This window comes from Sporolactobacillus mangiferae, assembly GCF_023336505.1.
Lineage (GTDB): Bacteria > Bacillota > Bacilli > Bacillales > Sporolactobacillaceae > Sporolactobacillus > Sporolactobacillus mangiferae.
In genome coordinates, this window is sequence record NZ_JAMAST010000001.1 from 64,012 (window position 1) to 83,610 (window position 19,599).

The window sequence follows — 19,599 nt, forward strand, 5'->3', positions numbered from 1 at the left end:
TTACTTATTTATATCCCAATGATCGATCCTGCATAACAGTTTTGTTAAAGCTTCAGAAAAATATTTTCGATCTCGATTCGTGAAGGGCTTCGGCCCCCTCACCTTTTTACCGGCATTCAGTGCTTGGTAGGCACGGTATCTGCGTTCAAGCAGCATAGCGACATTTCGTTCATCAATTAACAGACCACGCACGGTAAGCACCCACACCTGACGCTTTGTCAGTAAACCTGCGAGTCCGATATCCTGAGTAATAACAAGGTCACTTGCCTGTGCATGATTAGCAATGTAGAGATCAGCGGCCTCCTTTTCCTGATCAACAAAAATCCAGGTCCCCTCCTGATTTGCCGAATATGCTGCATATGAAGCAACAAAAACAGGTTCCACACCAAAGGCTTGTGTAATCGATAAAATTTCATTTTTCACGGGACATGCATCAGCATCGACAAATAATGTGATCTTTTTCATCAGTTTAAGGATTCTCTATTTCCTGTAAAAAATCCTGCATGTACCTTTATGTTTTTATTTTTAAAATAGTGTCACAATATGTCGAATAATGACACATACACAACAAAGTAATATTATAAACTAAATTTATTTATTAAGACAGAGAAAACACTTTTCTTTTTTGTGTCTGGCAAGGTTAGGCCATGGTTGGCATTCTATTCAAAAAACCGGCGAAAATCAAGTTTTTCTTATCAAATAGCGTAGGGGCGAAAATCATGACTTTTCAGGATTCTTACCATGGGCGAAGCTGACAAACGCCTTCGTGATATTGGTCTTTGTCATTCGGCCGATCACTTCGAATCCATTTCCCCTTTCCTGAACTACCGGCACGGCATCAACTTCTTTCTTAATCAGAAGCAGAGCCACGTCCAGCACCGTATCCTTTTGCTTACAGTACGCGATATTAGGCATTCGTGACATGATGACACTGACCGGAACTTGATTCATATCCTGTGAACCGATGGCTGCTCTAAGCAAATCTTTTCGTGACAGCACACCGGAGAGCAATCCGTGTTCATCAACAACAAACAGTGAACCTACATCCTCAACGAACATCTCACATACCGCTTTATATGCGGATGCGGATTCAGGAATAACCACCGGGGTTGATTGAAATTGTTTCACTTGCATTTTCATGATTTCTTCATATACGATTGTTTCTGAGGTTCTACCTGTATAAAAGTAACCAACTCTCGGACGCGCTTCAAGAAATCCAGACATTGTCAGGATCGATAAATCCGGTCGAAGCGTCGCGCGTGTTACATTCAAATGCTCAGCTATTTGTTCCCCGGTGATCGGCGCTTGTTTTTTTACTATTTCAATAATTTTATGCTGCCGATCATTAAGTTCCACAGCAAGCCCCTCCCTTTTTTCTTTTAACCGTCTCCTCCACCATCAATCATGCTTCATCGCTTCGAAACTTGGCCAATTGTTTGATAAAGTGGGTGGATCGGAGTTTAATGCCCGCATTGTCCTCATAATAAGAATAAACGATTGATTCCAACTCGCCAATAGTTTTTGTTTTCAGTGCTATTTTTCCCAGCCTTTCAAGCGGCACCGCCCGCAGCAGCGGTAGAAGTCGTTGAGCGGCAGGACTGATGTTCTGTGCATACCGATCAATATGTGCGCAGTTTCTGCAAAGAAATCCGCCTTCTGAGATTGAAAATAAGTAATCCATCTTTTTTTCATGGCACCTCGTGCAGCAGGACAGCTCAGGATCAATCCCGGCAAGCGGCATCATTTTTAGTGCACAGATTAAGGCCAGAACCGGGGAACTCGTTCCTTTTTCCATAAGCAGCAGTGCATCACGCAGTAAATGATACAATCCCTGCGCCGGCTGTCTCTCTTCGGTCAGACGGTCCACAAGCTCTAAAATCAAAGCCGCGTAACCCATCTTCTCAATATCCTCCCGCACGGCGCGTAAGGGATTGATCGATTCCGCCTGATACAACACACCAAGGCCCCTGCCTTTACGAAAAAGACAGAGGCCGTAAAAAAGAACGTGGCTGACCGCGGATAATGGATTGCTTGGTTTTCTTGCTCCTCTCACCATCAGCCCGATTTTGCCAAACTGTTCTGTATACAATGTAACAATTTTATTACTCTCCCCATAGTCTGTTGTGCGAATGATAATTCCTTCCGCTTTAGCCATCATCAGGATCAACACGCTCCCCTTGCGTCGATTCACTGCTTTATGACGCACCTGCCTGTTTTTTCGCAGCAGCTATCTTTCTGCCAAAATGTTCTGGTTTCGCATATCCTGTACGTTCTAATTCCTTAATTAAAAGATAAGAGCCAATGCTCCCTGTCATGCTGAATAATTTCCAACTAAGTTCTAACATTTGTCTCATCCTTCCCATTTTTTCGCCTCAGTTATAGAGTGAACGAAAAAAAAGGAATCATGTGATGCAATGATTGTCAATAAATCATGGAAATGGAAACGAGACCATTAAATCACTCATCGTCGACAGTATATCCAAAATTCTTTAGTTCCTCTTCCTTATCACGCCAATTCTTATCCACTTTAACCCAAAGTTCAAGAAAGACCTTGGCACCAATTAAAGCTTCAATTTCCTTGCGTGCCAATGTGCCGATTTTTTTAAGCATACTGCCTGACTTTCCAATAATAATTCCTTTTTGAGATGAACGTTCAACCATGATCGTTGCCTGAATTTCAGCAAAGTTTCGATGTTCATCCACTTTCATTTTATCAATGACAACGGCAATGGCATGCGGTACCTCGTCACGGGTTAAATGCAAAATTTTCTCGCGAATCAATTCTGCAATAATAAATCGTTCAGGATGATCGGTAATTTGATCTTCCGGATAATATTTTGGCCCTTCAGGGAGGTAGCTTGTGACCTGGTTCATCAATGATGAAACATTCTGGCCCTGTAATGCAGATACAGGAATGATCTCTTTAAACGCATAGAGATGTCTGTAGCGTTCAATCAACGGAAGCAGGTCATTGGGATGTACCTTATCAATTTTATTCACAACAAGAAAAACGGGGACTTCCGTTTTATTCAAAAAATCGATAATGAACTGATCACCGCGGCCATACCCCTGCTCCGCATCAATAAGAAACAGGACAAGATCAACTTCATTCAGAGTGGCAAGAGCAAGGGACGTCATCATTTGCCCAAGTTTATGCTTTGGTTTGTGGATGCCTGGCGTGTCAATGAAAATCACCTGTTCGCTATCCGTCGTATAAATACCATGGATTTTGTTTCGCGTAGTCTGTGCCTTATCACTCATGATAGCAACTTTTTGACCCAGCACACGATTCAGCAAAGTGGACTTGCCAACATTGGGACGGCCAACGATCGCCGCAAATCCGGATTTGAATTGTTTGCTCATTGCATATCCTCCGATACAAATGCCCCGGGAAGCAATTGAGCGACTGTTGTCACTTCTACGTCCCCTTTTATGTTTGCCAGAATGATACGCATACTGCCGGGACACAGTTCGCTTAAAACCTGCCTGCACGCGCCACATGGGGGAACAGGTCTTCTACTGTCCGCGATAACAGCCATTGCATCGTATTCGTGCTCACCTTCTGAAAAAGCTTTGAATATGGCTGTACGTTCCGCGCAGTTGCAAACTGAATAAGCTGCGTTTTCAATATTACATCCTGTGAAAACTTTTCCTGATTTAGTAAGCAGGGCAGCCCCTACCTGATAATGTGAATAAGGTACATAGGCCATCTGCATTGCGCCCTTCGCAAGCGCTATGAGTTTTTTATCTTCCATTAAATTATTACACTCCCGTTCATTTATCCCAAGGTATGCAGCAAAATAAAAATATAGGCAATCACGGCAATCACAGAAAACCACCATACAGCCGCCGCTGCTGTATCTTTTGCCGCTTTCGCCATTGGATGTTCTTCCTTGGTGACCAAGTCGACGATTCGCTCAATCGCGGTATTGACAAGTTCAAGACTGATTACACCACCAATGAGAACAATGACAACCATGAGTTCAATCAGTGATACATGAATCATTAAAGAAAAAACAAGAACAGCGACAGCTGCAAACAGCTGAATATGTAGATTTCGTTCTTGCCACAGAGCGAGCATGAATCCGGAAGTCGCATCTTTGAAGCTGTCCGTCAGATTTTTATGCCTTCTTGGCTGCTGGTTCTTCACTTTATCCCCTGCTTAATCCAAATGAAGAAAGAATCCGTTCCTGAAGACCAAACATTTCCTTCTCCTGTTCTTTGGTCTGATGATCATAACCAAGAAGATGCAAAAGTCCGTGAACAACAAGAAACCCAAGTTCACGCTCAAATGAGTGATTATATTCGACAGCCTGCTCATGCGCGCGCTCAACAGAAATGATGATATCACCCAGCACTCTGGGCGCTCCTTCTTCGCGCAGTATTGGTACCTCATCTGCCCCCATCTCTTCAAGAGCAAACGAGATGACGTCTGTCGGCTGGTCAATGCTTCGATACTCTCGATTGATCACCTGAATACGTTTATTATCAACGAAAGTTATCGAACACTCGATTTCTCCGGCCAGGTTCAGCTGCCCGGCAGCGTAATCAATCAGACGGATCACAGCTTCCTGAATATTATCATTAATTTCTCCAGTTTCATCATGCATATCAATGGTCATTGTCATTTCGAGTTCACCTTTTCATTTTGAGGTCTTTTGGATATTCAATGCGTGAATGATAGACACCGCGCAATGTCTCATCAATTGATCGTTCGACACGTTTCAATTCCTTTAATGTGATATTGCATTCATCAAACTGACCGTCACTCAAACGATCATTAAAAATATTTTTTACCAGATTATTTACCTTGACCGGATTGGGTTTCTTCATTGCACGCACTGCTGCCTCAATACTGTCTGCAAGTTCGACGACAGCTGCTTCCTTAGTCTGCACCTTTGGACCCGGATAGCGAAACTCACTTTCATCAATCAATGTATTACTCTGTTCCTTAGCCTTTACATAAAAATATTTAAGCAGCGTCGTCCCATGATGCTGTTCAGCGACATCGACAATTTCCTTCGGCATACGGTACTGCCTGAGGATTTCTGCTCCATCGTACGGATGAGAAATTATAATTGTTCGACTGAGCTGAGGTGAGATTTTATCATGTGGATTGATTCCGTCCATCTGGTTTTCAACAAAGAATTTAGGCCTTTTTGTCTTTCCCACGTCATGATAATACGCGGCAACTCTTGCCAGCAAACCATTTGCACCAATAACTTCACAGGCGCGTTCAGCAATATTGGCAACCATAAGACTGTGATGGTAAGTGCCTGGAGCTTCAACCAGTATTTTTCTGAGCAGCGGATGATTGGGATTCGACAGTTCAATCAGCCGAATCGGCGAAAGAATTTGGAAACCCGTCTCAAAAAGCGGCATCAATCCGTTGGTCAATATAACTACGATAAATCCAGACAAAGCCGCGAATCCCAGGCTGAGCCCTGTACTTACCGGTGAAAATGGCGTATTCTGAAACATAAAAAGTGCAAGTACAGCCAGAACATTCACCAATGCAATCAGGCCGCCGGTTTGAACGATTTTCGGCCGTGCCATCCTCTTCTTCAGAACGAATGCTCCGGCAAGTGTCGAAAGAAATAAATAGATACCGAAAGGAGCGTCAAAAATTGCCGCTTTGGCGCTGATTCCGTAGATAACGCTGCCCACAAGCGAAAGCATTGCTCCAGAGGCAAACGCAACGCGCTCATTTAACAATATCCGAATCATCAGTGATGCTGTTGCAAGTGGCAACACATAGGAAATGCCTGGAACCCCTGTCAGTTTAAGAAAACTGCACAATTTTATAAGTGCAGCCGCTCCAGCAAAGATAATCGCATACATATAAAGAAATTTCACGGAGACTTTTTGCTGTTTTTCTCTAAACCGATAGTATTCAAACCAAAAGAGAAACATAATAAATCCGATAAGCAATAATAAGCCGACAAAGGGAATAATATTGAAGTGATCATCAAGAAGCCCGACAAGTTTCAGCTGGCGAATCATATCATTAGTAACCAATTCACCCTTCTTCACAATAACTTCTCCCTGATGAATCACAACTTCATCAACGTTGCTTGCTGCCTCCTGCTTATTTTGCTTGGTTGCATTAGCGTCAAAGGAATAATTTGCGGTAATGTACGCATGAAGCACATCATTAAGTGCCTGACGCATGCCGTCATTCAGTACTGATGATGGCAGTTGTGCAGAGGCCTTATTCTGCACGCGTTCCAAGTCATTCCAGCCAATCTTGTCATTCATCGCTTCATAGATACCTGTACTGGCAATATCTACCGCAATTTGCAGATTGTGATCTGATGCTGTGCTCAGGGTGCCAAGCGTTTTGTCGGAGAGCTGTGAATCGGAAGAACCGGAAAGCCTGTCCTTGATGGCCTGAACCGCCGTATTTATTTCTGTCTGAGATGAGTCAGAGCTGATCTTATCTTCTTTCTTTACCGCAGTAATCGTATCAAACAGATCACCGACTTTCTCCACCTGGATTAAAGCAAGATTTTTATTATAAACATAGGCTGAAGGCGTGGATCCAATCGCTTCCTGTCGTTTTGCCTGAGTGGCCTGCGTGTCAACCGTATCAATTGGCGACTGAATATCGCTGGTCGCGATTTCATGAAGTTTTACATCTGGATCTCTCGGTAATACACTGCCGATCATCAGTCCATAGAGAATACAGCCGACAATCAGTACAATGACCCAGTCAGACAAATAATTCAGTGCAACGTATTTTATTTTTTGTTTGATTGGGCTTGATTGTAACATCGCTATGCCTCCACGACTTATTTTCTCAAAGCCTGGCGCAATTGTTAAAACAAGTAAGCAGGTAAACCGGATTACGCAGCGTTTCAGTCCCCATAGGCTTCAATGATTTTTTGAACAAGCGGATGCCTCACAACATCAGTGCGGCTTAATTGAATAAAAGAAATTTCATCGACCTGTCCCAGCAATTCTTTCGCTGTTTTTAATCCCGACTTTTTCCCTTTCGGCAAATCAACCTGAGTGATGTCACCGGTGATAATCATTTTAGAACCGAACCCAAGTCTTGTAAGGAACATTTTCATTTGTTCCTGTGTTGTGTTCTGAGCTTCATCCAGGATCACATAGGCATCTTCCAGAGTTCTTCCCCTCATATAGGCAAGAGGTGCTATTTCAATTGTTCCTCTTTCAATTAATCGCAATGTATGTTCTGAGCCCAGCACATCATGAAGTGCATCATAAAGGGGTCTTAAATATGGATCCACTTTCTCTTTCAGATCACCAGGGAGAAAGCCGAGGTTTTCTCCCGCTTCAACTGCTGGCCGGGTCAGGATGAGACGTTTGATTTTTCCGGCTTTCATCGCAGTCACGGCCATGACAACCGCTAAATAGGTTTTCCCCGTTCCGGCCGGTCCGATGGCGAAGACCATATCATGTTTACTGATCGCTTCTACATATTTTTTTTGACCAAGCGTTTTAACACGAATTGGCTTGCCCTTGCTGTTCGTCGTAATTTCACTTTCGTTTCCATATAAATCATCAAATGCATCAAGTTGCCCGTTATCCGCCATTTTAAGCGCATAAACCACATCCCGATCAGTGATGGCAATTCCTTTTCTAATCAGGCTGAGCAGCGCTTTCAGAACCTGTTCCACTTTTCTTGCGCTTTCTTCACGCTCAGCTGACACATTCACCGATCCGCCCCTTGTCACGATTGAAATGCCAAGTGTCTGTTCAATAATTTTTAAATGGGCATCCCTCGGTCCGAACAGGAGCATTGCCTCATTTCCGTTTTCAAAATTCAGTGTAATTTTATATAAGTGGCGTTCTGGCAAACTCTATGTGTCCCCCTCAAAATCAGTAACGTTTCCATTATTTTATCATAGGTATCACATTAAATTCCAATCGGTTTTATGCCCACCGTTTTGTGACTCATTCAATAAACCGTGTACATCCACGTATTGCTCCAAAAATCGTTATCACTGTGCAGTTAGCCAGTCATTGTTTTTTGGAATTTTGTTTGCCTGTCTCCTTTTTTACATTGATCGGTTTTGGAACCGCAATATTTTCATTGACTACCTGATGTGTTCGAATATACAAGCTGTCCCGTACAACTTTTTTGTAGTCAATCGTTGAAGAAATGATTTTGGATCCTTTTGGCAGACTGTCCAGCAGCTTTTTTTCTGAGGACTCCATTGCCTCTGCCATCGCCTGTCTGGCAGTCAGGCGACGCTCAACAACTTGTTTTTTTCGAAAATTTTCCTGGACATATACAAATGGAGTCCGCCAAAACAAAAAACGAATCGGTTTGCGTAATTCTTCACGGTCATACCGTTTAAACGGCTTTTTCTTAGTTCCCCACAGCGGCAGAGAGACATTGCCGACCATAAGGCGGTACTTATGAGCATCTTGCCCCGGATAAAGCGTATACCTGCTTTTTAAAGGAATCTGCATATCTGAATGATACCATGTTTCGCCAATGATCGTCCCTTTTGCAGAAACAAACCTTGACGATTTTTCATCACCGACCATCCCGCTGACAAGAACCTGTCCTGCTTTGACAAATTGATCACTTTCCACTGCTGGTTGTCCCGTTTCAACGAACAGTCTTTGAACAACGGCCTGTTTTGCCGCGACCAGGTTGCGCGGACCGGATACGGATTTCGGTTTCGGATATTTTTTTTGAACCACGCTTATTTTATAAGTCGTTCCTTCTTTAGAAACCCCAATCCAGGTCACTTTTGTCAGACGGGTAGACAACTCGTTTTCAAGCTGCCCAGCGTCAGGTATAAGCAGATCGAGTGCCCCTTCATACAGATGATGCTGTTTCAGTATGCTGCGAATCTGTTCTTCCAATTGTGCATCGGCGCCCTGCACACGAACGGACCATACCATATTTGACAGAAGCAGCAGTATGAATAAAAAAAACAGAATGCCCGCTGCGATTCCTAAACGCCGGGTTAATTTTTTCAGAAAAAAAGGAATGCCCGATTTTTCTAAAATACGCATTCTGCAATTCGTTTCTTTAAGCCATTCTTTCAATGTCTGTGAATTCTTCAATTCTATAAAGCAGATGAGGGTTGTCTCATTTTTACGCACAATATTCCATATTCTTATATGCTCACGAACACAATAACGGATGAACTTTTCAGGATCATCTCCAAGGATCTCTGTTTTTAAATACCCTTTTGCGTGTTGAACTACATGCTTCAAACACTCACCCTCCATTCAGTCATCCACGAATCGGACATCATTTACTTTTCCTTTAAGGATAATCTCCTGTTTTAATATCGTTTCCAGAATGAAATCATCCCCGGCAATATGAAGTTCGCCATCTGTTACCGCCAACTTGAGCTCTGTTTTTGAAAATGCAAGCACGCTTTCGTAGTTTTCTATGGAGAGACGGAAACGACCGACTAATGTTAATCGGGGCAGGCCCATGACTACATCTTCAGGAATGTCTGAGACCTCGGCAAACCATTTTTTTAGATGCGCACTCCATTTTTTCATGATCTCTCCCCACCTCTTTACAACCTTATGAATAAATAAAGTTGCCTAGCACTATGAATCTGTAATTTATGAAGAATATATATTAGTGAAGGCAAAGACGCCGGCGCACTTATACTATAATCTGCTGAATTTTAAACCTTCTTATAGTACAAAAAAAGCTGTCCGCAACCGATTGATGGTATGCAGAACAGCCTTGTGAAATGATCATTCAGTTTTTTCTGTACCGTTGATAAGAACGGTGCGGTTCGATCGCGCGCGGCTTCCCCATGCATACGGAAAAAACAAATGCCTGACGCAGTGATTGTCGGTCACGGAACCATTGATTCACAGAATGATGGGGAGAACGCTCTGTACGGACAACTTGAATAGAAGGAGCAGGGACAGTCTCTGGCCTGTTCATTCGTTGGGCCACTTCAGCATATCGTTTTGCCAGTTCGTTCTGAACTGAAGGTGGATGCAATGTCTTTTTTTTCACTGTGGTGTCAGAATCCACAGGTATTGGACGATTATTATGCCGCTCTTCGGATGGTGCCATCTGCCGTCTACCGCGCTTCTGTCTGCGTTGTCGCTCTTCAGCATTCTGTTTCTCGACGGATTTGGCCACATAGAAAATCAGGGATATGACTGCGCCAATAATCCAGATCAGGGACATCAGACAGCCTCCTTCATTATTTAATCGTTATTTGTATTCATCGCCGGAAGAAGTATCGTCGTTATTATCTTTACCGAAGGAGTGACGCATTTCCGTGTCTGCTTTAATATTGTTATAATTCATATAATCCATTACACCCAATTTTCCTGATTTAAGCGCAGCAGCCATCGCCATTGGGACTTCCGATTCTGCCTCAACAACTTTAGCACGCATTTCTTCCACGCGTGCACGCATTTCCTGTTCGTTGGCGACCGCCATGGCACGGCGTTCTTCAGCCTTTGCCTGCGCTATATTTTTATCGGCCTCTGCCTGCTCCGTCTGAAGGAATGCACCAATATTTTTACCGACATCGACATCAGCAATGTCAATTGAAAGAATTTCAAATGCAGTTCCGGCATCCAGCCCCTTTTCAAGCACAGTTTTCGAGATCGTATCCGGATTTTTCAGGACATCTTTGTGCGTATGCGAAGCACCGATTGTACTGACAACGCCTTCACCGACACGTGCAACAACCGTTTCCTCGCCGGCGCCACCTACCAAACGGTCAATATTCGCGCGTACAGTGATTCGTGCTTTAACTTTTACTTCAATGCCGTTAATCGCAACTCCGGCAATATAAGGTGTTTCAATCACTTTCGGGTTGACGCTCATTTGCACCGCCTCAAGAACATTTCTCCCTGCCAGGTCGATTGCCGCTGCCCGTTCGAACGTCAGCGCAATATTTGCACGATGTGCCGCAATCAGCGCATTAACGACACGGTCTACGTTGCCGCCTGCAAGATAATGGCTTTCCAGCTGGTTTGTATGCAGATCCAGGCCGGCCTTTGTCGCCTTAATCAGCGGATCGATGACGCGTCTTGGTACTACCCGTCTCAATCTCATTCCGATTAATGTAAAAATACTGATACGCACCCCGGATGAAAGTGCAGAGATCCAAAGCATTACCGGTACCATTGTGAAAAGAATAACAAGAGCAATAATAATCAGTGCGGCAATGATAAATACACCGACTGTTGAAGCATCAAGCTGCATGTGTCGCTCATCTCCTGACCATTTAATTTTGTTTACATGCCTGTGAACTTGTTTCGGAGGGGCCTTTTATCTGGAGAAAGAAAGGAATTAGAAACCCAGCTTCTCGGAACCTTGGCAAAGGTGCCGTTACGCTCATTAAGATAAGCTTTAGAAATTATATACTTCTTATAGTAAAATAAAGCTCTGTTCGCTTTAAAACAAACAGAGCTTCTTTTTAATTTAAGTTAATTTACTGCGCACAATTTTATTGACCAAGCTACCGTCCGCCCGGCCTTTTACTTTTGGCATTACTGCTTTCATTACTCTGCCAATATCCGTTTTGCCAGTGGCACCCACTTCAGAAATTGTTTCATCTATAATTGATGCAACTTTCTCCTCAGAAAGCTGTTCCGGCATATAAGATTGCACAATTGCAATTTCATTGGTGACTTCGTCCACAAGATCCTGCCGTCCTGCATTCTTAAACTCTTGGAGGGAGTCTTTCCTCTGCTTAAGCTCTCGGGACAGAATCGCCAGTGACTCGTCGTCGGACAACGGCTTACCTAGCTTGATCGATTCGTTCTGAAGCGACGTACGTATCATACGGATAACCGAGAGACGTTCTTTCGCTCTCGCTTTCATCGCTTGTTTCATATCGGTTGTCAAACGATCAACAAGGCTCATTTGTCGTACTCCTTTAAGAAAGGTTCAAAAAGACCGAGAAAAGAATGTCGGGATGGTATCTTCCAAGTAGAACGCAATCATTCTCTTCAGCATTCTTTTTGAGCTGTTTTTAATACCTGCGGCGCTTCTTACGTGCAGCCTCAGATTTTTTCTTACGCTTCACACTTGGTTTCTCATAATTTCTCCGTTTTTTCACTTCTGCTAATGTACCGGATTTAGAAACCGAACGTTTAAAACGACGCAGAGCATCTTCTATTGATTCATTTTTGCGAACCCGTGTCTCGACCATCTATGTTTCCCTCCCTCCAAAAACGAAAACAATTCAAAGGACATCTCTTTTATGTCACTAGCCATTATATACGATAAAAAACAAATTATCAAATGAATGCTGCCTTTTTCTGGAGATTACCAAATGAGACAGTCTCTTCATTGATTGACTAGACTGAAAGATTGAATTTCAAGTCATGTGCATCGTTTCTTGTCCATACAATAGGACGAGGTGACCGAATGTGAATCAGCAGATCATGGTTTTTATTCTGTATATTTTACTTTTTCTATTCGGAATGGGTGTCATGACGGGCGGTATGCATGCACTTGTCGGAAACAGAATGCGCCGTACACTTGAGCAGGCAGCCAATACCCCTTTGAAGGGATTGATCATTGGCACGCTTGCATCGATGCTTTTGCAAAGCAGTTCGGCGGTCACGATTATTACTGTCGGACTGATCGGAGCCCATGCGATGCGCTTTTCCCAAAGTGTTGGCATAATACTTGGCGCAAATATCGGCACGACCATGACCGGAGAAATTGCTGCCTTGCCAATGGGCTCGCTTCACTACATTTTTTTCGGGGCAGGCCTGATCATGATGTGTCTTCCTCTTCGCCGCTTCTTCTCAATTGGCTCTTTTTTATTTGGCATCGGCTGTCTCTTCGCCTCAATGACCGGATTCAGCAACCTGGCTGAATCGCTTGTTCAGTCACCTTTCATCAGAGATCTGCTTGTCGACTCCAATGACAGCATGGTCTATGCGGTTCTTGTTGGCACCCTGTTCTCAGCCATTATTCAATCGAGTTCCGCTACTCTGCTTGTTTGCATGGGATTTCTCGATCACAACATTCTGTCACTGCCCGCAGCAATCGCCATTATGCTTGGTTCAAATGTTGGTACATGTCTCACAACCTATATTGCAAGTCTTGGGACAGGCAGAGAAGGGCGCTGGACTGCTTATACACATATACTTTTTAATGTGCTCAGCGTTGTTATTTTCTTTCCCCTCATTCATTACATGGCTGATTACTCAATGATGATTGGCGGAACGGGACGCTCAGCTCTGGCACATGCTTCTGTTTTATTCAACCTGCTGACGGGCCTGCTTGCCATCCCGCTGGCCGGACCATTTGGTCGCTGGGTGGAACGCACTCGACTGTAAACCATGGCGCAGAATTCAGATCAGTGCTTCAGAAGATTCGTTTTCCACCATCTTTACGAATACACCTTCATTGATCGGATAACCCGTTTTCACAAGCTTCACACGTACCAGTCTGCCGACGATATCCGCAGTCGGGCATTTAAATTTTACTTTTAAGTAGTTATCCGTAAAACCGACAAAATATCCGTCGGGCTCATGATGGTTGAGCGGTTCTTCCGGAATTACTTCTACAACCTGGCCTTTGTAATTTGCGGCATACTCCGCTGACAGCCTGCCTGATAACTCGATCAAGCGGTTCACTCGATTGTGTTTCACTTCATCAGGTACCTGTCCCGGCATATTGGCCGCAGGCGTTCCTGTTCGCTTGGAATATGGGAAAACATGTAATTCAGCAAAACGGAGATCGCGAATAAAATCATAGGTCTCCTGAAATTCTTCTTCCGTTTCGCCTGGAAAACCGACAATGACATCTGAAGTCAGCGCAAAACTCGGAAGCGCTTCGCGAAGCCGGGCAATCTTCTCAGCAAAAAAAGCTGTTTTGTATTTGCGATGCATGCGTTGCAGCACGGTATCCGATCCTGACTGGAGCGGTATGTGCAGATGCCGGGCAATGACTTTCGATTTTCCGACCACATCAATGACTTCGTCTGTAATTTGGCTTGCCTCAATTGATGAGATCCGCAGACGCTTCAATCCACGTACGTTTTGTTCAAGGTCCAGCAGAAGCTGTGCAAAATTATAATCATCCATATCTTCGCCGTACCCGGCCGTATGTATTCCGGTCAGAACGATTTCTTTGTATCCGGCATCAACAAGCTGCTGCGCCTGCGTCATCACGTTTTCAGGTTTGCGGGATCGCAGAAGACCGCGTGCCCATGGAATCACGCAAAATGTACAGAAATTGTTGCATCCTTCCTGTATTTTTAATGAAGCGCGTGTGCGGTCCGTGAATTCTGGAACATCCAGTTCTTCATAGACTCTGGCTTTCATAATATCATTTACACCGTTAATCGGTTCCCGCTCTTTTCGATACTGTTCAATATAGCCAAGCAGACGATTGCGGTCCTGCGTGCCAACCACAATATCCACACCGGGTATTGACATCACTTCAGCAGGAGAGGTCTGTGCGTAACACCCCGTGACACAAATAACCGCGTCCGGATTGCTGCGGATTGCCCGGCGAATGGTTTGGCGGCTTTTTTGATCACCGGTATTCGTCACGGTACAAGTATTGATTACATATACATCTGCATGTTTTTCAAATGCGGTTCGCTCATAACCGCTGTTTTTAAAAAGTTGCCAAATGGCTTCGGTCTCGTAATGGTTGACTTTGCAGCCTAACGTATGAAAAGCAACTGAAGGCATTTTTATCCATTCACCTCACCTGTTGTAATTCAAAATGGTAAGAAATCGCTGAAAGCAGATAGACGGCAGCCGTTTCGGTTCTTAAAATTCTTGGCCCCAATCCGCATAAGGCAAAACCGTGATCTTTCAGCTTTTGCGCCTCTTCCAGAGTCAGTCCACCTTCCGGACCGATCACGGCAAGCAGCCGTTCCCCCCTATGCATTTTCCCTAACAGTTCAGGTAGAACGGCCTGTTCTCCGGATTTTGCAGTTTCTTCAAAAGCTACAATTCTGAAGGGAAATGAGGCACTGAATGCAATCAGTTGATCAAGACCCATCGGATTAACGATTTCAGGAATATAGAGACGATGCGACTGTTCAGCAGCTTCTTTGCCGATCTTTTTCAGCCGAAGCAGCTTTTTGTCTTTCTTTTCTTCTTTCCAGATCGCAATTGATCGCTCGGCCTGAAAAGGAATGAAAAGTGAAGCACCACATTCGGTTCCCTTCTGAACAATTGTATCAAATTTATCACTCTTTGGCATACCTTGAGCAATGGCGACATAAATCGGAAGTTCAGGATCAGCAGTCAGTTTGTTTTGAACATACGCGTGAACCTGATCATCACCGCATGCTTCAATGACACACTGATAAGCATTTCCACTGTTATCCGCACAAATCATTCGGTCAGAGGGCCGCATACGCATTACTTTTTGAATATGTCGTGCATCATCACCTGTGATGATGATATGACCATCAGTGGCGATATTGTTTTTTGAAACGAAATAACGCTGCATCGATCAATCCACCCTTGCAGCAATGAGAGCAATCCAGTCACCTGAGTCCATCTCTTCAATGACGCGCAGACCCGATCTGGAAAGTGCTTCTGTAACCTGGTCTTTTTTTGGTTTAATGATCCCTGATGTGATCAGCACACCATCATCATGGTCGAGCAGGCGAGCGACATTTTCATCCGCGAGACGAATAACAAGTTCTGCAAGCAGATTGGCGACGATAACCTGATACTGTCCGTCGATGCTATCTGACAGATTGTTTTGGCTGACTGAGACAACATCCTTAACATGATTCAGTTTGACGTTGATCCGCGCAGACTGCACCGCGACTGCGTCCAAGTCCACGGCATCCACATGCCGGGCGCCAAGTTTTGCAGACGCAATGGACAAGACCCCGGTTCCCGTACCAATATCAAGAAGCTTCGCATTCTCAGGCAGATATTTTTCAAGTGCTTCAATACAAAGCACCGTGGTCGGATGCGTCCCCGTGCCGAATGCCATCCCCGGATCAAGCTCAATGACCCTCCGCCCCGCATCCTCGGGAACAAAATTTTCCCATGCCGGAGCAATATAGAAATGGTTTCCCACGCGCACCGGCTTATAATATTTTTTCCAGGCAGTTGCCCACTCTTCTTCATTATGCTCACTCAAAGTGATCCGCCCGTCCCCCAGATCAATATCATACAAGAGAAGACTGTTCAGTGATTGCTTGATTTCTTCAACTGTTTCGCCAAGAAAACTGTTCATTGGCAAATAGGCTTTCACATTGACTCCTTCGAGCGGAAAGTCTGCAGGATCCAATGCATAATCCGCAATGCCTCCTGACAGTGTGTTTTGAAAATCCTGAGCATCCTCAATGACAACACCGCCAGCCCCTGCTTCATAAAGAATGTTCGTCACCGCATCGACCGCTTCTTCTGTTGTATGGATGCAAATCTCCGACCATTTCATCGCGTATACGGATCGCTCCTTAATCGATAATTACCGCTTGATTGCCTGCGCAATCAATGTATTTATAAAAGTCTATCATTCGCCTTTAAATACTTTTTTCTTCATCTTGTCAAAGAAACTTTCATCGTCTGCATTGACTGCGTTTCCGCCTAGCGAAGCCAGTTTTTTAAACAGTTCTTTTTCTTCTTCCGAGAGATGTTTCGGTGTCACGACTTTTACAGTTACATGCTCGTCGCCTTGTCCATAACCTCTGACGTTTTTAATGCCCTTGCCTCTCAGCCGAAATTTCGTACCCGTCTGAGTACCGGCAGGAATGCGCAGCTTCACTTTTCCGTATAAAGTCGGTACTTCGATCTCATCACCAAGCGCAACCTGAGCGAAGTTAAGCGGAACCTCCAGGAGCACATCATCGCCCGCGCGCTGATAATATTTATGCGGTTTGACACTGAAAACAATATACAGATCTCCGGCCGGTCCACCATTGATGCCTGGTTCACCCTGCCCTGACAGACGAATCTGCTGGCCATCGTCAATACCTGCAGGTATTTTCACTTCAATTTTTCTGTTTACTTTCATTTTCCCCGTACCGTGGCAAGTCCCGCAAGGATTTTTGATGATTTTGCCGGTGCCATGACAATATGGACAAACACGTCGATTGACGATCCGGCCAAAGGGCGTATTTTGTTCCTGATTCAGCTGCCCGGTTCCGTGACAATGCGGACATTGTTCCGGTTTCGTTCCCGGCTTCGCACCGGTGCCATGACAGGTCGTACAGGTTTCTTCTTTCGGAATGCGAATGTCTGTCGTTTTGCCAAACGCAGCCTCTTCAAAGGTTATCGACATCTCGTACTGCAAATCGGATCCCTGCCGTGGCGCGTTAGGATCACGGCGACGTGTCCCGCCGTTAAAAATCTGATCAAAAATATCACCAAAGCCGCCAAAATCAGCTCCGCTGAAGCCCTGACCGAAGCCACCAAAACCGCCCTGGTTTGGATCTTCTTCTCCAAACTGATCATACTGTGCCCTTTTTTGTGGATCGCTTAATGTCTCATAAGCTTTCGTAACCTCTTTAAATTTTTGCGGCGCATCCGGATCTTTGTTCACATCGGGATGATACTTACGTGCCAGCTTCCGAAAGGCTTTCTTGATTTCATCCTTTGAGGCGTCTTTGCTGACGCCAAGGATTTCGTAATAATCCCGCTTACTCATCAAATCACTCCCGAAATGATTTCACATAAGGTTTATCATATCATTGACTTTGCCTGTTAAGCAAGAAAAAGCCAAAGCCAGAACCCGCGTCCGACTTCGACTTTTCTCAAAGAAATTCCATCCGGCGGCGGAACGCTCGTCTCTGCACAACCGCCAATAATCAACCTTTATTTATACATATTGACCATCAATTCTTTTTGTTCTTATCCTTATCATCGTCGTTAACTTCTTTATAATCTGCATCGACCACATTGTCATCCTTTTTTTCGCCGCTGGTGGAAGCCTGAGCGCCTTGTGCCTGCTGCGCTTGCTGATACAGCTTAACGGAAAGTTGCTGAACGACCTGATTCAATTCTTCTTTAGCAGACTTAATTGCTTCTATATCTTTGCCATCCAATGCTTTTTTCAGCTTATCCTTTGCCGCTTCCGCTTTCGATTTTTCAGCGGCATCAACCTTATCGCCAAGATCCTTTATTGTTTTTTCCGTAGCAAAGATGAGCTGATCTGATTCATTGCGCAGATCGACTTCTTCCTTGCGTTTCTTATCTGCTTCCGCATTCGCTTCTGCATCTTTAACCATCTTGTCGATCTCATCGTCACTCAGCCCTGAAGATGATTGGATGGTGATCGACTGTTCTTTATTCGTTCCTTTGTCTTTGGCCTTAACGTTGACAATGCCATTGGCATCAATTTCAAAGGTAACTTCAATTTGCGGCACACCACGCGGAGCCGGCGGAATATCTGTCAGTTGGAAACGCCCCAGTGTTTTGTTGTCCGCGGCCATTTGCCTCTCGCCCTGCAGTACATGAATATCAACCGCCGTCTGATTATCCGCAGCCGTTGAGAAAACCTGCGACTTGCTCGTTGGAATTGTCGTGTTGCGTTCGATCAGTTTTGTGAATACACCGCCCATAGTCTCGATACCGAGCGAAAGAGGCGTTACGTCAAGAAGCACGACATCTTTTACATCGCCGGTCAGAACGCCGCCTTGAATAGCTGCTCCGACAGCTACGACTTCATCAGGGTTAACCCCTTTGCTTGGTTCTTTACCGGTCAGATTTTTGATGGCTGCCTGGACAGCCGGAATACGTGTTGATCCGCCGACAAGCACGATTTTATTGATATCATCCATCGTCATATCTGCATCGGAAAGTGCCTGGCGAACCGGACCCATCGTTGATTCAACCAGATCGGCAGTTAATTCATCGAACTTTGCTCGAGACAGGCTCATTTCCAGATGTTTCGGACCTGTAGCATCTGCAGAAATGAAAGGAAGAGAAATCTGTGCCTGAGAAACGCCTGACAGCTCTTTCTTCGCTTTTTCCGATGCATCCTTTAATCGCTGCAGGGCCATTTTGTCTGCTGAAAGATCAATACCTGTATCTTTTTTGAATTCACTGATTAAATACTGGATGATCCGTTCGTCAAAGTCGTCACCGCCCAAACGGTTGTTGCCTGCCGTTGCTTTTACCTCAAAAATGCCATCCCCGAGTTCAAGAATGGAAACATCAAAGGTACCGCCACCAAGGTCGAAGACGAGGATGGTTTGATCTTCACCTTTATCCAGACCGTAAGCAAGTGATGCAGCCGTCGGTTCATTAATAATTCTAAGTACATCAAGTCCGGCAATCTTACCTGCATCCTTGGTTGCCTGACGCTGTGCGTCATTGAAATAAGCAGGGACGGTAATAACGGCTTTTTCAACTTTTTCACCAAGATAGGCCTCCGCATCTGCCTTCAGCTTCTGCAGAATAATAGCCGAAATTTCCTGAGGGGTATATTTCTTGCCTTCAACCTCGACTTTGTAGTCCGTACCCATATGACGTTTGATCGACAGAATCGTATTCGGGTTAGTTACGGCCTGGCGTTTAGCTACTTCCCCGACCTGGCGTTCACCGTTTTTAAATGCTACCGCAGAAGGGGTAGTCCGCGCGCCTTCCGGATTAGGGATAACGACTGGTTCCCCGCCTTCCATAACTGCAACGCAAGAGTTTGTTGTTCCTAAGTCAATTCCAATAATTTTACTCATG

The 19,599-nt window shown here is 44.7% G+C and carries 22 protein-coding genes; 1 reads left to right on the top strand and 21 read right to left on the bottom strand.

The window, feature by feature from the left end; genetic code table 11:
- The 16 genes from M3N64_RS00365 to rpsU form a co-directional block, all read right to left on the bottom strand.
- On the bottom strand, nt 1–465 hold the full coding sequence (locus M3N64_RS00365) for a YaiI/YqxD family protein (RefSeq protein ID WP_249094572.1): 465 nt from the start codon (nt 463–465) through the stop codon (nt 1–3).
- A 252-nt stretch (nt 466–717) separates the two neighbouring features.
- On the bottom strand, nt 718–1,356 hold the full coding sequence (gene ccpN, locus M3N64_RS00370) for a transcriptional regulator CcpN (RefSeq protein WP_249094574.1): 639 nt from the start codon (nt 1,354–1,356) through the stop codon (nt 718–720).
- A 46-nt stretch (nt 1,357–1,402) separates the two neighbouring features.
- On the bottom strand, nt 1,403–2,191 hold the full coding sequence (gene recO, locus M3N64_RS00375) for a DNA repair protein RecO (protein WP_249094578.1): 789 nt from the start codon (nt 2,189–2,191) through the stop codon (nt 1,403–1,405).
- A gap of 4 nt (nt 2,192–2,195) precedes the next feature.
- Complete coding sequence (locus M3N64_RS00380; RefSeq protein WP_249094581.1) at nt 2,196–2,345, bottom strand: YqzL family protein; 150 nt, start codon at nt 2,343–2,345, stop codon at nt 2,196–2,198.
- 112 nt (nt 2,346–2,457) lie between these two features.
- Nucleotides 2,458–3,363: a GTPase Era gene (gene era / locus M3N64_RS00385; RefSeq protein ID WP_249094584.1), complete on the bottom strand. Its 906-nt coding sequence runs from the start codon at nt 3,361–3,363 to the stop codon at nt 2,458–2,460.
- Entirely contained in the window at nt 3,360–3,755 is a 396-nt protein-coding gene (locus tag M3N64_RS00390; RefSeq protein ID WP_249094587.1) for a cytidine deaminase, read from the bottom strand. The genes era and M3N64_RS00390 overlap by 4 nt, the downstream gene beginning before the upstream one ends.
- 23 nt (nt 3,756–3,778) lie before the next feature.
- A complete protein-coding gene (locus M3N64_RS00395) occupies nt 3,779–4,150 on the bottom strand; it encodes a diacylglycerol kinase family protein (RefSeq protein WP_249094602.1) in 372 nt (123 codons plus the stop codon).
- 1 nt (nt 4,151) lies between these two features.
- Entirely contained in the window at nt 4,152–4,628 is a 477-nt protein-coding gene (ybeY, locus tag M3N64_RS00400) for an rRNA maturation RNase YbeY (RefSeq protein ID WP_249094617.1), read from the bottom strand.
- Between the two features lie 7 nt (nt 4,629–4,635).
- Nucleotides 4,636–6,774 (bottom strand): HD family phosphohydrolase, encoded by a 2,139-nt coding sequence (locus M3N64_RS00405; protein WP_249094619.1) that lies wholly within the window; start codon nt 6,772–6,774, stop codon nt 4,636–4,638.
- 83 nt (nt 6,775–6,857) lie between these two features.
- The gene (locus tag M3N64_RS00410; RefSeq protein ID WP_249096829.1) at nt 6,858–7,766 is read right to left on the bottom strand and encodes a PhoH family protein; all 909 of its coding nucleotides are present in this window, start codon (nt 7,764–7,766) and stop codon (nt 6,858–6,860) included.
- 220 nt (nt 7,767–7,986) lie between these two features.
- On the bottom strand, nt 7,987–9,201 hold the full coding sequence (gene yqfD / locus M3N64_RS00415; protein ID WP_249094632.1) for a sporulation protein YqfD: 1,215 nt from the start codon (nt 9,199–9,201) through the stop codon (nt 7,987–7,989).
- Nucleotides 9,202–9,216: 15 nt separating this feature from the next.
- Nucleotides 9,217–9,498, bottom strand: a complete 282-nt coding sequence (yqfC, locus tag M3N64_RS00420; RefSeq protein ID WP_249094635.1) for a sporulation protein YqfC — start codon at nt 9,496–9,498, stop codon at nt 9,217–9,219.
- A gap of 208 nt (nt 9,499–9,706) precedes the next feature.
- Nucleotides 9,707–10,150, bottom strand: a complete 444-nt coding sequence (locus M3N64_RS00425) for a hypothetical protein (RefSeq protein ID WP_249094637.1) — start codon at nt 10,148–10,150, stop codon at nt 9,707–9,709.
- 27 nt (nt 10,151–10,177) lie between these two features.
- Complete coding sequence (floA, locus tag M3N64_RS00430; RefSeq protein ID WP_249094656.1) at nt 10,178–11,182, bottom strand: flotillin-like protein FloA; 1,005 nt, start codon at nt 11,180–11,182, stop codon at nt 10,178–10,180.
- Between the two features lie 219 nt (nt 11,183–11,401).
- Nucleotides 11,402–11,845, bottom strand: coding sequence for a GatB/YqeY domain-containing protein (locus M3N64_RS00435; RefSeq protein ID WP_249094659.1), 444 nt, complete (start codon nt 11,843–11,845; stop codon nt 11,402–11,404).
- Nucleotides 11,846–11,954: 109 nt separating this feature from the next.
- Nucleotides 11,955–12,134, bottom strand: coding sequence for a 30S ribosomal protein S21 (gene rpsU, locus M3N64_RS00440; RefSeq protein WP_010025726.1), 180 nt, complete (start codon nt 12,132–12,134; stop codon nt 11,955–11,957).
- 220 nt (nt 12,135–12,354) lie between these two features.
- Between rpsU and M3N64_RS00445 the strand changes: the two genes are divergently transcribed.
- Nucleotides 12,355–13,275: a Na/Pi symporter gene (locus M3N64_RS00445; protein WP_249094703.1), complete on the top strand. Its 921-nt coding sequence runs from the start codon at nt 12,355–12,357 to the stop codon at nt 13,273–13,275.
- A gap of 15 nt (nt 13,276–13,290) precedes the next feature.
- On the opposite strand, the gene mtaB is transcribed toward M3N64_RS00445, so the two are convergent.
- The 5 genes from mtaB to dnaK all read right to left on the bottom strand — a co-directional run bounded on the left by mtaB (nt 13,291) and on the right by dnaK (nt 19,598).
- Nucleotides 13,291–14,640 carry a tRNA (N(6)-L-threonylcarbamoyladenosine(37)-C(2))-methylthiotransferase MtaB gene (mtaB, locus tag M3N64_RS00450; RefSeq protein ID WP_249094735.1) on the bottom strand — a complete coding sequence of 450 codons (1,350 nt, stop codon included), beginning with the start codon at nt 14,638–14,640 and terminating at the stop codon, nt 13,291–13,293.
- Between the two features lie 10 nt (nt 14,641–14,650).
- Nucleotides 14,651–15,412 carry a 16S rRNA (uracil(1498)-N(3))-methyltransferase gene (locus M3N64_RS00455; RefSeq protein WP_249094737.1) on the bottom strand — a complete coding sequence of 254 codons (762 nt, stop codon included), beginning with the start codon at nt 15,410–15,412 and terminating at the stop codon, nt 14,651–14,653.
- A 3-nt stretch (nt 15,413–15,415) separates the two neighbouring features.
- A complete protein-coding gene (gene prmA / locus M3N64_RS00460; RefSeq protein ID WP_249094755.1) occupies nt 15,416–16,360 on the bottom strand; it encodes a 50S ribosomal protein L11 methyltransferase in 945 nt (314 codons plus the stop codon).
- 75 nt (nt 16,361–16,435) lie between these two features.
- Nucleotides 16,436–17,569 carry a molecular chaperone DnaJ gene (gene dnaJ, locus M3N64_RS00465; RefSeq protein WP_249094775.1) on the bottom strand — a complete coding sequence of 378 codons (1,134 nt, stop codon included), beginning with the start codon at nt 17,567–17,569 and terminating at the stop codon, nt 16,436–16,438.
- A 187-nt stretch (nt 17,570–17,756) separates the two neighbouring features.
- Nucleotides 17,757–19,598 (bottom strand): molecular chaperone DnaK, encoded by a 1,842-nt coding sequence (gene dnaK, locus M3N64_RS00470; protein ID WP_249094795.1) that lies wholly within the window; start codon nt 19,596–19,598, stop codon nt 17,757–17,759.
- Between the last annotated feature and the right edge of the window lies 1 nt (nt 19,599).

Excerpts from the sequence above, each read along its gene's own strand:
- M3N64_RS00380 (WP_249094581.1), bottom strand. The coding sequence starts at position 2,345 with ATGTTAGAACTTAGTTGGAAATTATTCAGCATGACAGGGAGCATTGGC.
- M3N64_RS00425 (WP_249094637.1), bottom strand. The coding sequence starts at position 10,150 with ATGTCCCTGATCTGGATTATTGGCGCAGTCATATCCCTGATTTTCTAT.
- M3N64_RS00435 (WP_249094659.1), bottom strand. The coding sequence starts at position 11,845 with ATGAGCCTTGTTGATCGTTTGACAACCGATATGAAACAAGCGATGAAA.
- ybeY (WP_249094617.1), bottom strand. The coding sequence starts at position 4,628 with ATGACAATGACCATTGATATGCATGATGAAACTGGAGAAATTAATGAT.
- M3N64_RS00405 (WP_249094619.1), bottom strand. The coding sequence starts at position 6,774 with ATGTTACAATCAAGCCCAATCAAACAAAAAATAAAATACGTTGCACTG.
- dnaJ (WP_249094775.1), bottom strand. The coding sequence starts at position 17,569 with ATGAGTAAGCGGGATTATTACGAAATCCTTGGCGTCAGCAAAGACGCC.
- M3N64_RS00410 (WP_249096829.1), bottom strand. The coding sequence starts at position 7,766 with ATGCTCCTGTTCGGACCGAGGGATGCCCATTTAAAAATTATTGAACAG.
- floA (WP_249094656.1), bottom strand. The coding sequence starts at position 11,182 with ATGCAGCTTGATGCTTCAACAGTCGGTGTATTTATCATTGCCGCACTG.
- prmA (WP_249094755.1), bottom strand. The coding sequence starts at position 16,360 with ATGAAATGGTCGGAGATTTGCATCCATACAACAGAAGAAGCGGTCGAT.
- era (WP_249094584.1), bottom strand. The coding sequence starts at position 3,363 with ATGAGCAAACAATTCAAATCCGGATTTGCGGCGATCGTTGGCCGTCCC.
- M3N64_RS00390 (WP_249094587.1), bottom strand. The coding sequence starts at position 3,755 with ATGGAAGATAAAAAACTCATAGCGCTTGCGAAGGGCGCAATGCAGATG.
- dnaK (WP_249094795.1), bottom strand. The coding sequence starts at position 19,598 with ATGAGTAAAATTATTGGAATTGACTTAGGAACAACAAACTCTTGCGTT.
- rpsU (WP_010025726.1), bottom strand. The coding sequence starts at position 12,134 with ATGGTCGAGACACGGGTTCGCAAAAATGAATCAATAGAAGATGCTCTG.
- M3N64_RS00455 (WP_249094737.1), bottom strand. The coding sequence starts at position 15,412 with ATGCAGCGTTATTTCGTTTCAAAAAACAATATCGCCACTGATGGTCAT.
- mtaB (WP_249094735.1), bottom strand. The coding sequence starts at position 14,640 with ATGCCTTCAGTTGCTTTTCATACGTTAGGCTGCAAAGTCAACCATTAC.
- yqfC (WP_249094635.1), bottom strand. The coding sequence starts at position 9,498 with ATGAAAAAATGGAGTGCGCATCTAAAAAAATGGTTTGCCGAGGTCTCA.
- M3N64_RS00365 (WP_249094572.1), bottom strand. The coding sequence starts at position 465 with ATGAAAAAGATCACATTATTTGTCGATGCTGATGCATGTCCCGTGAAA.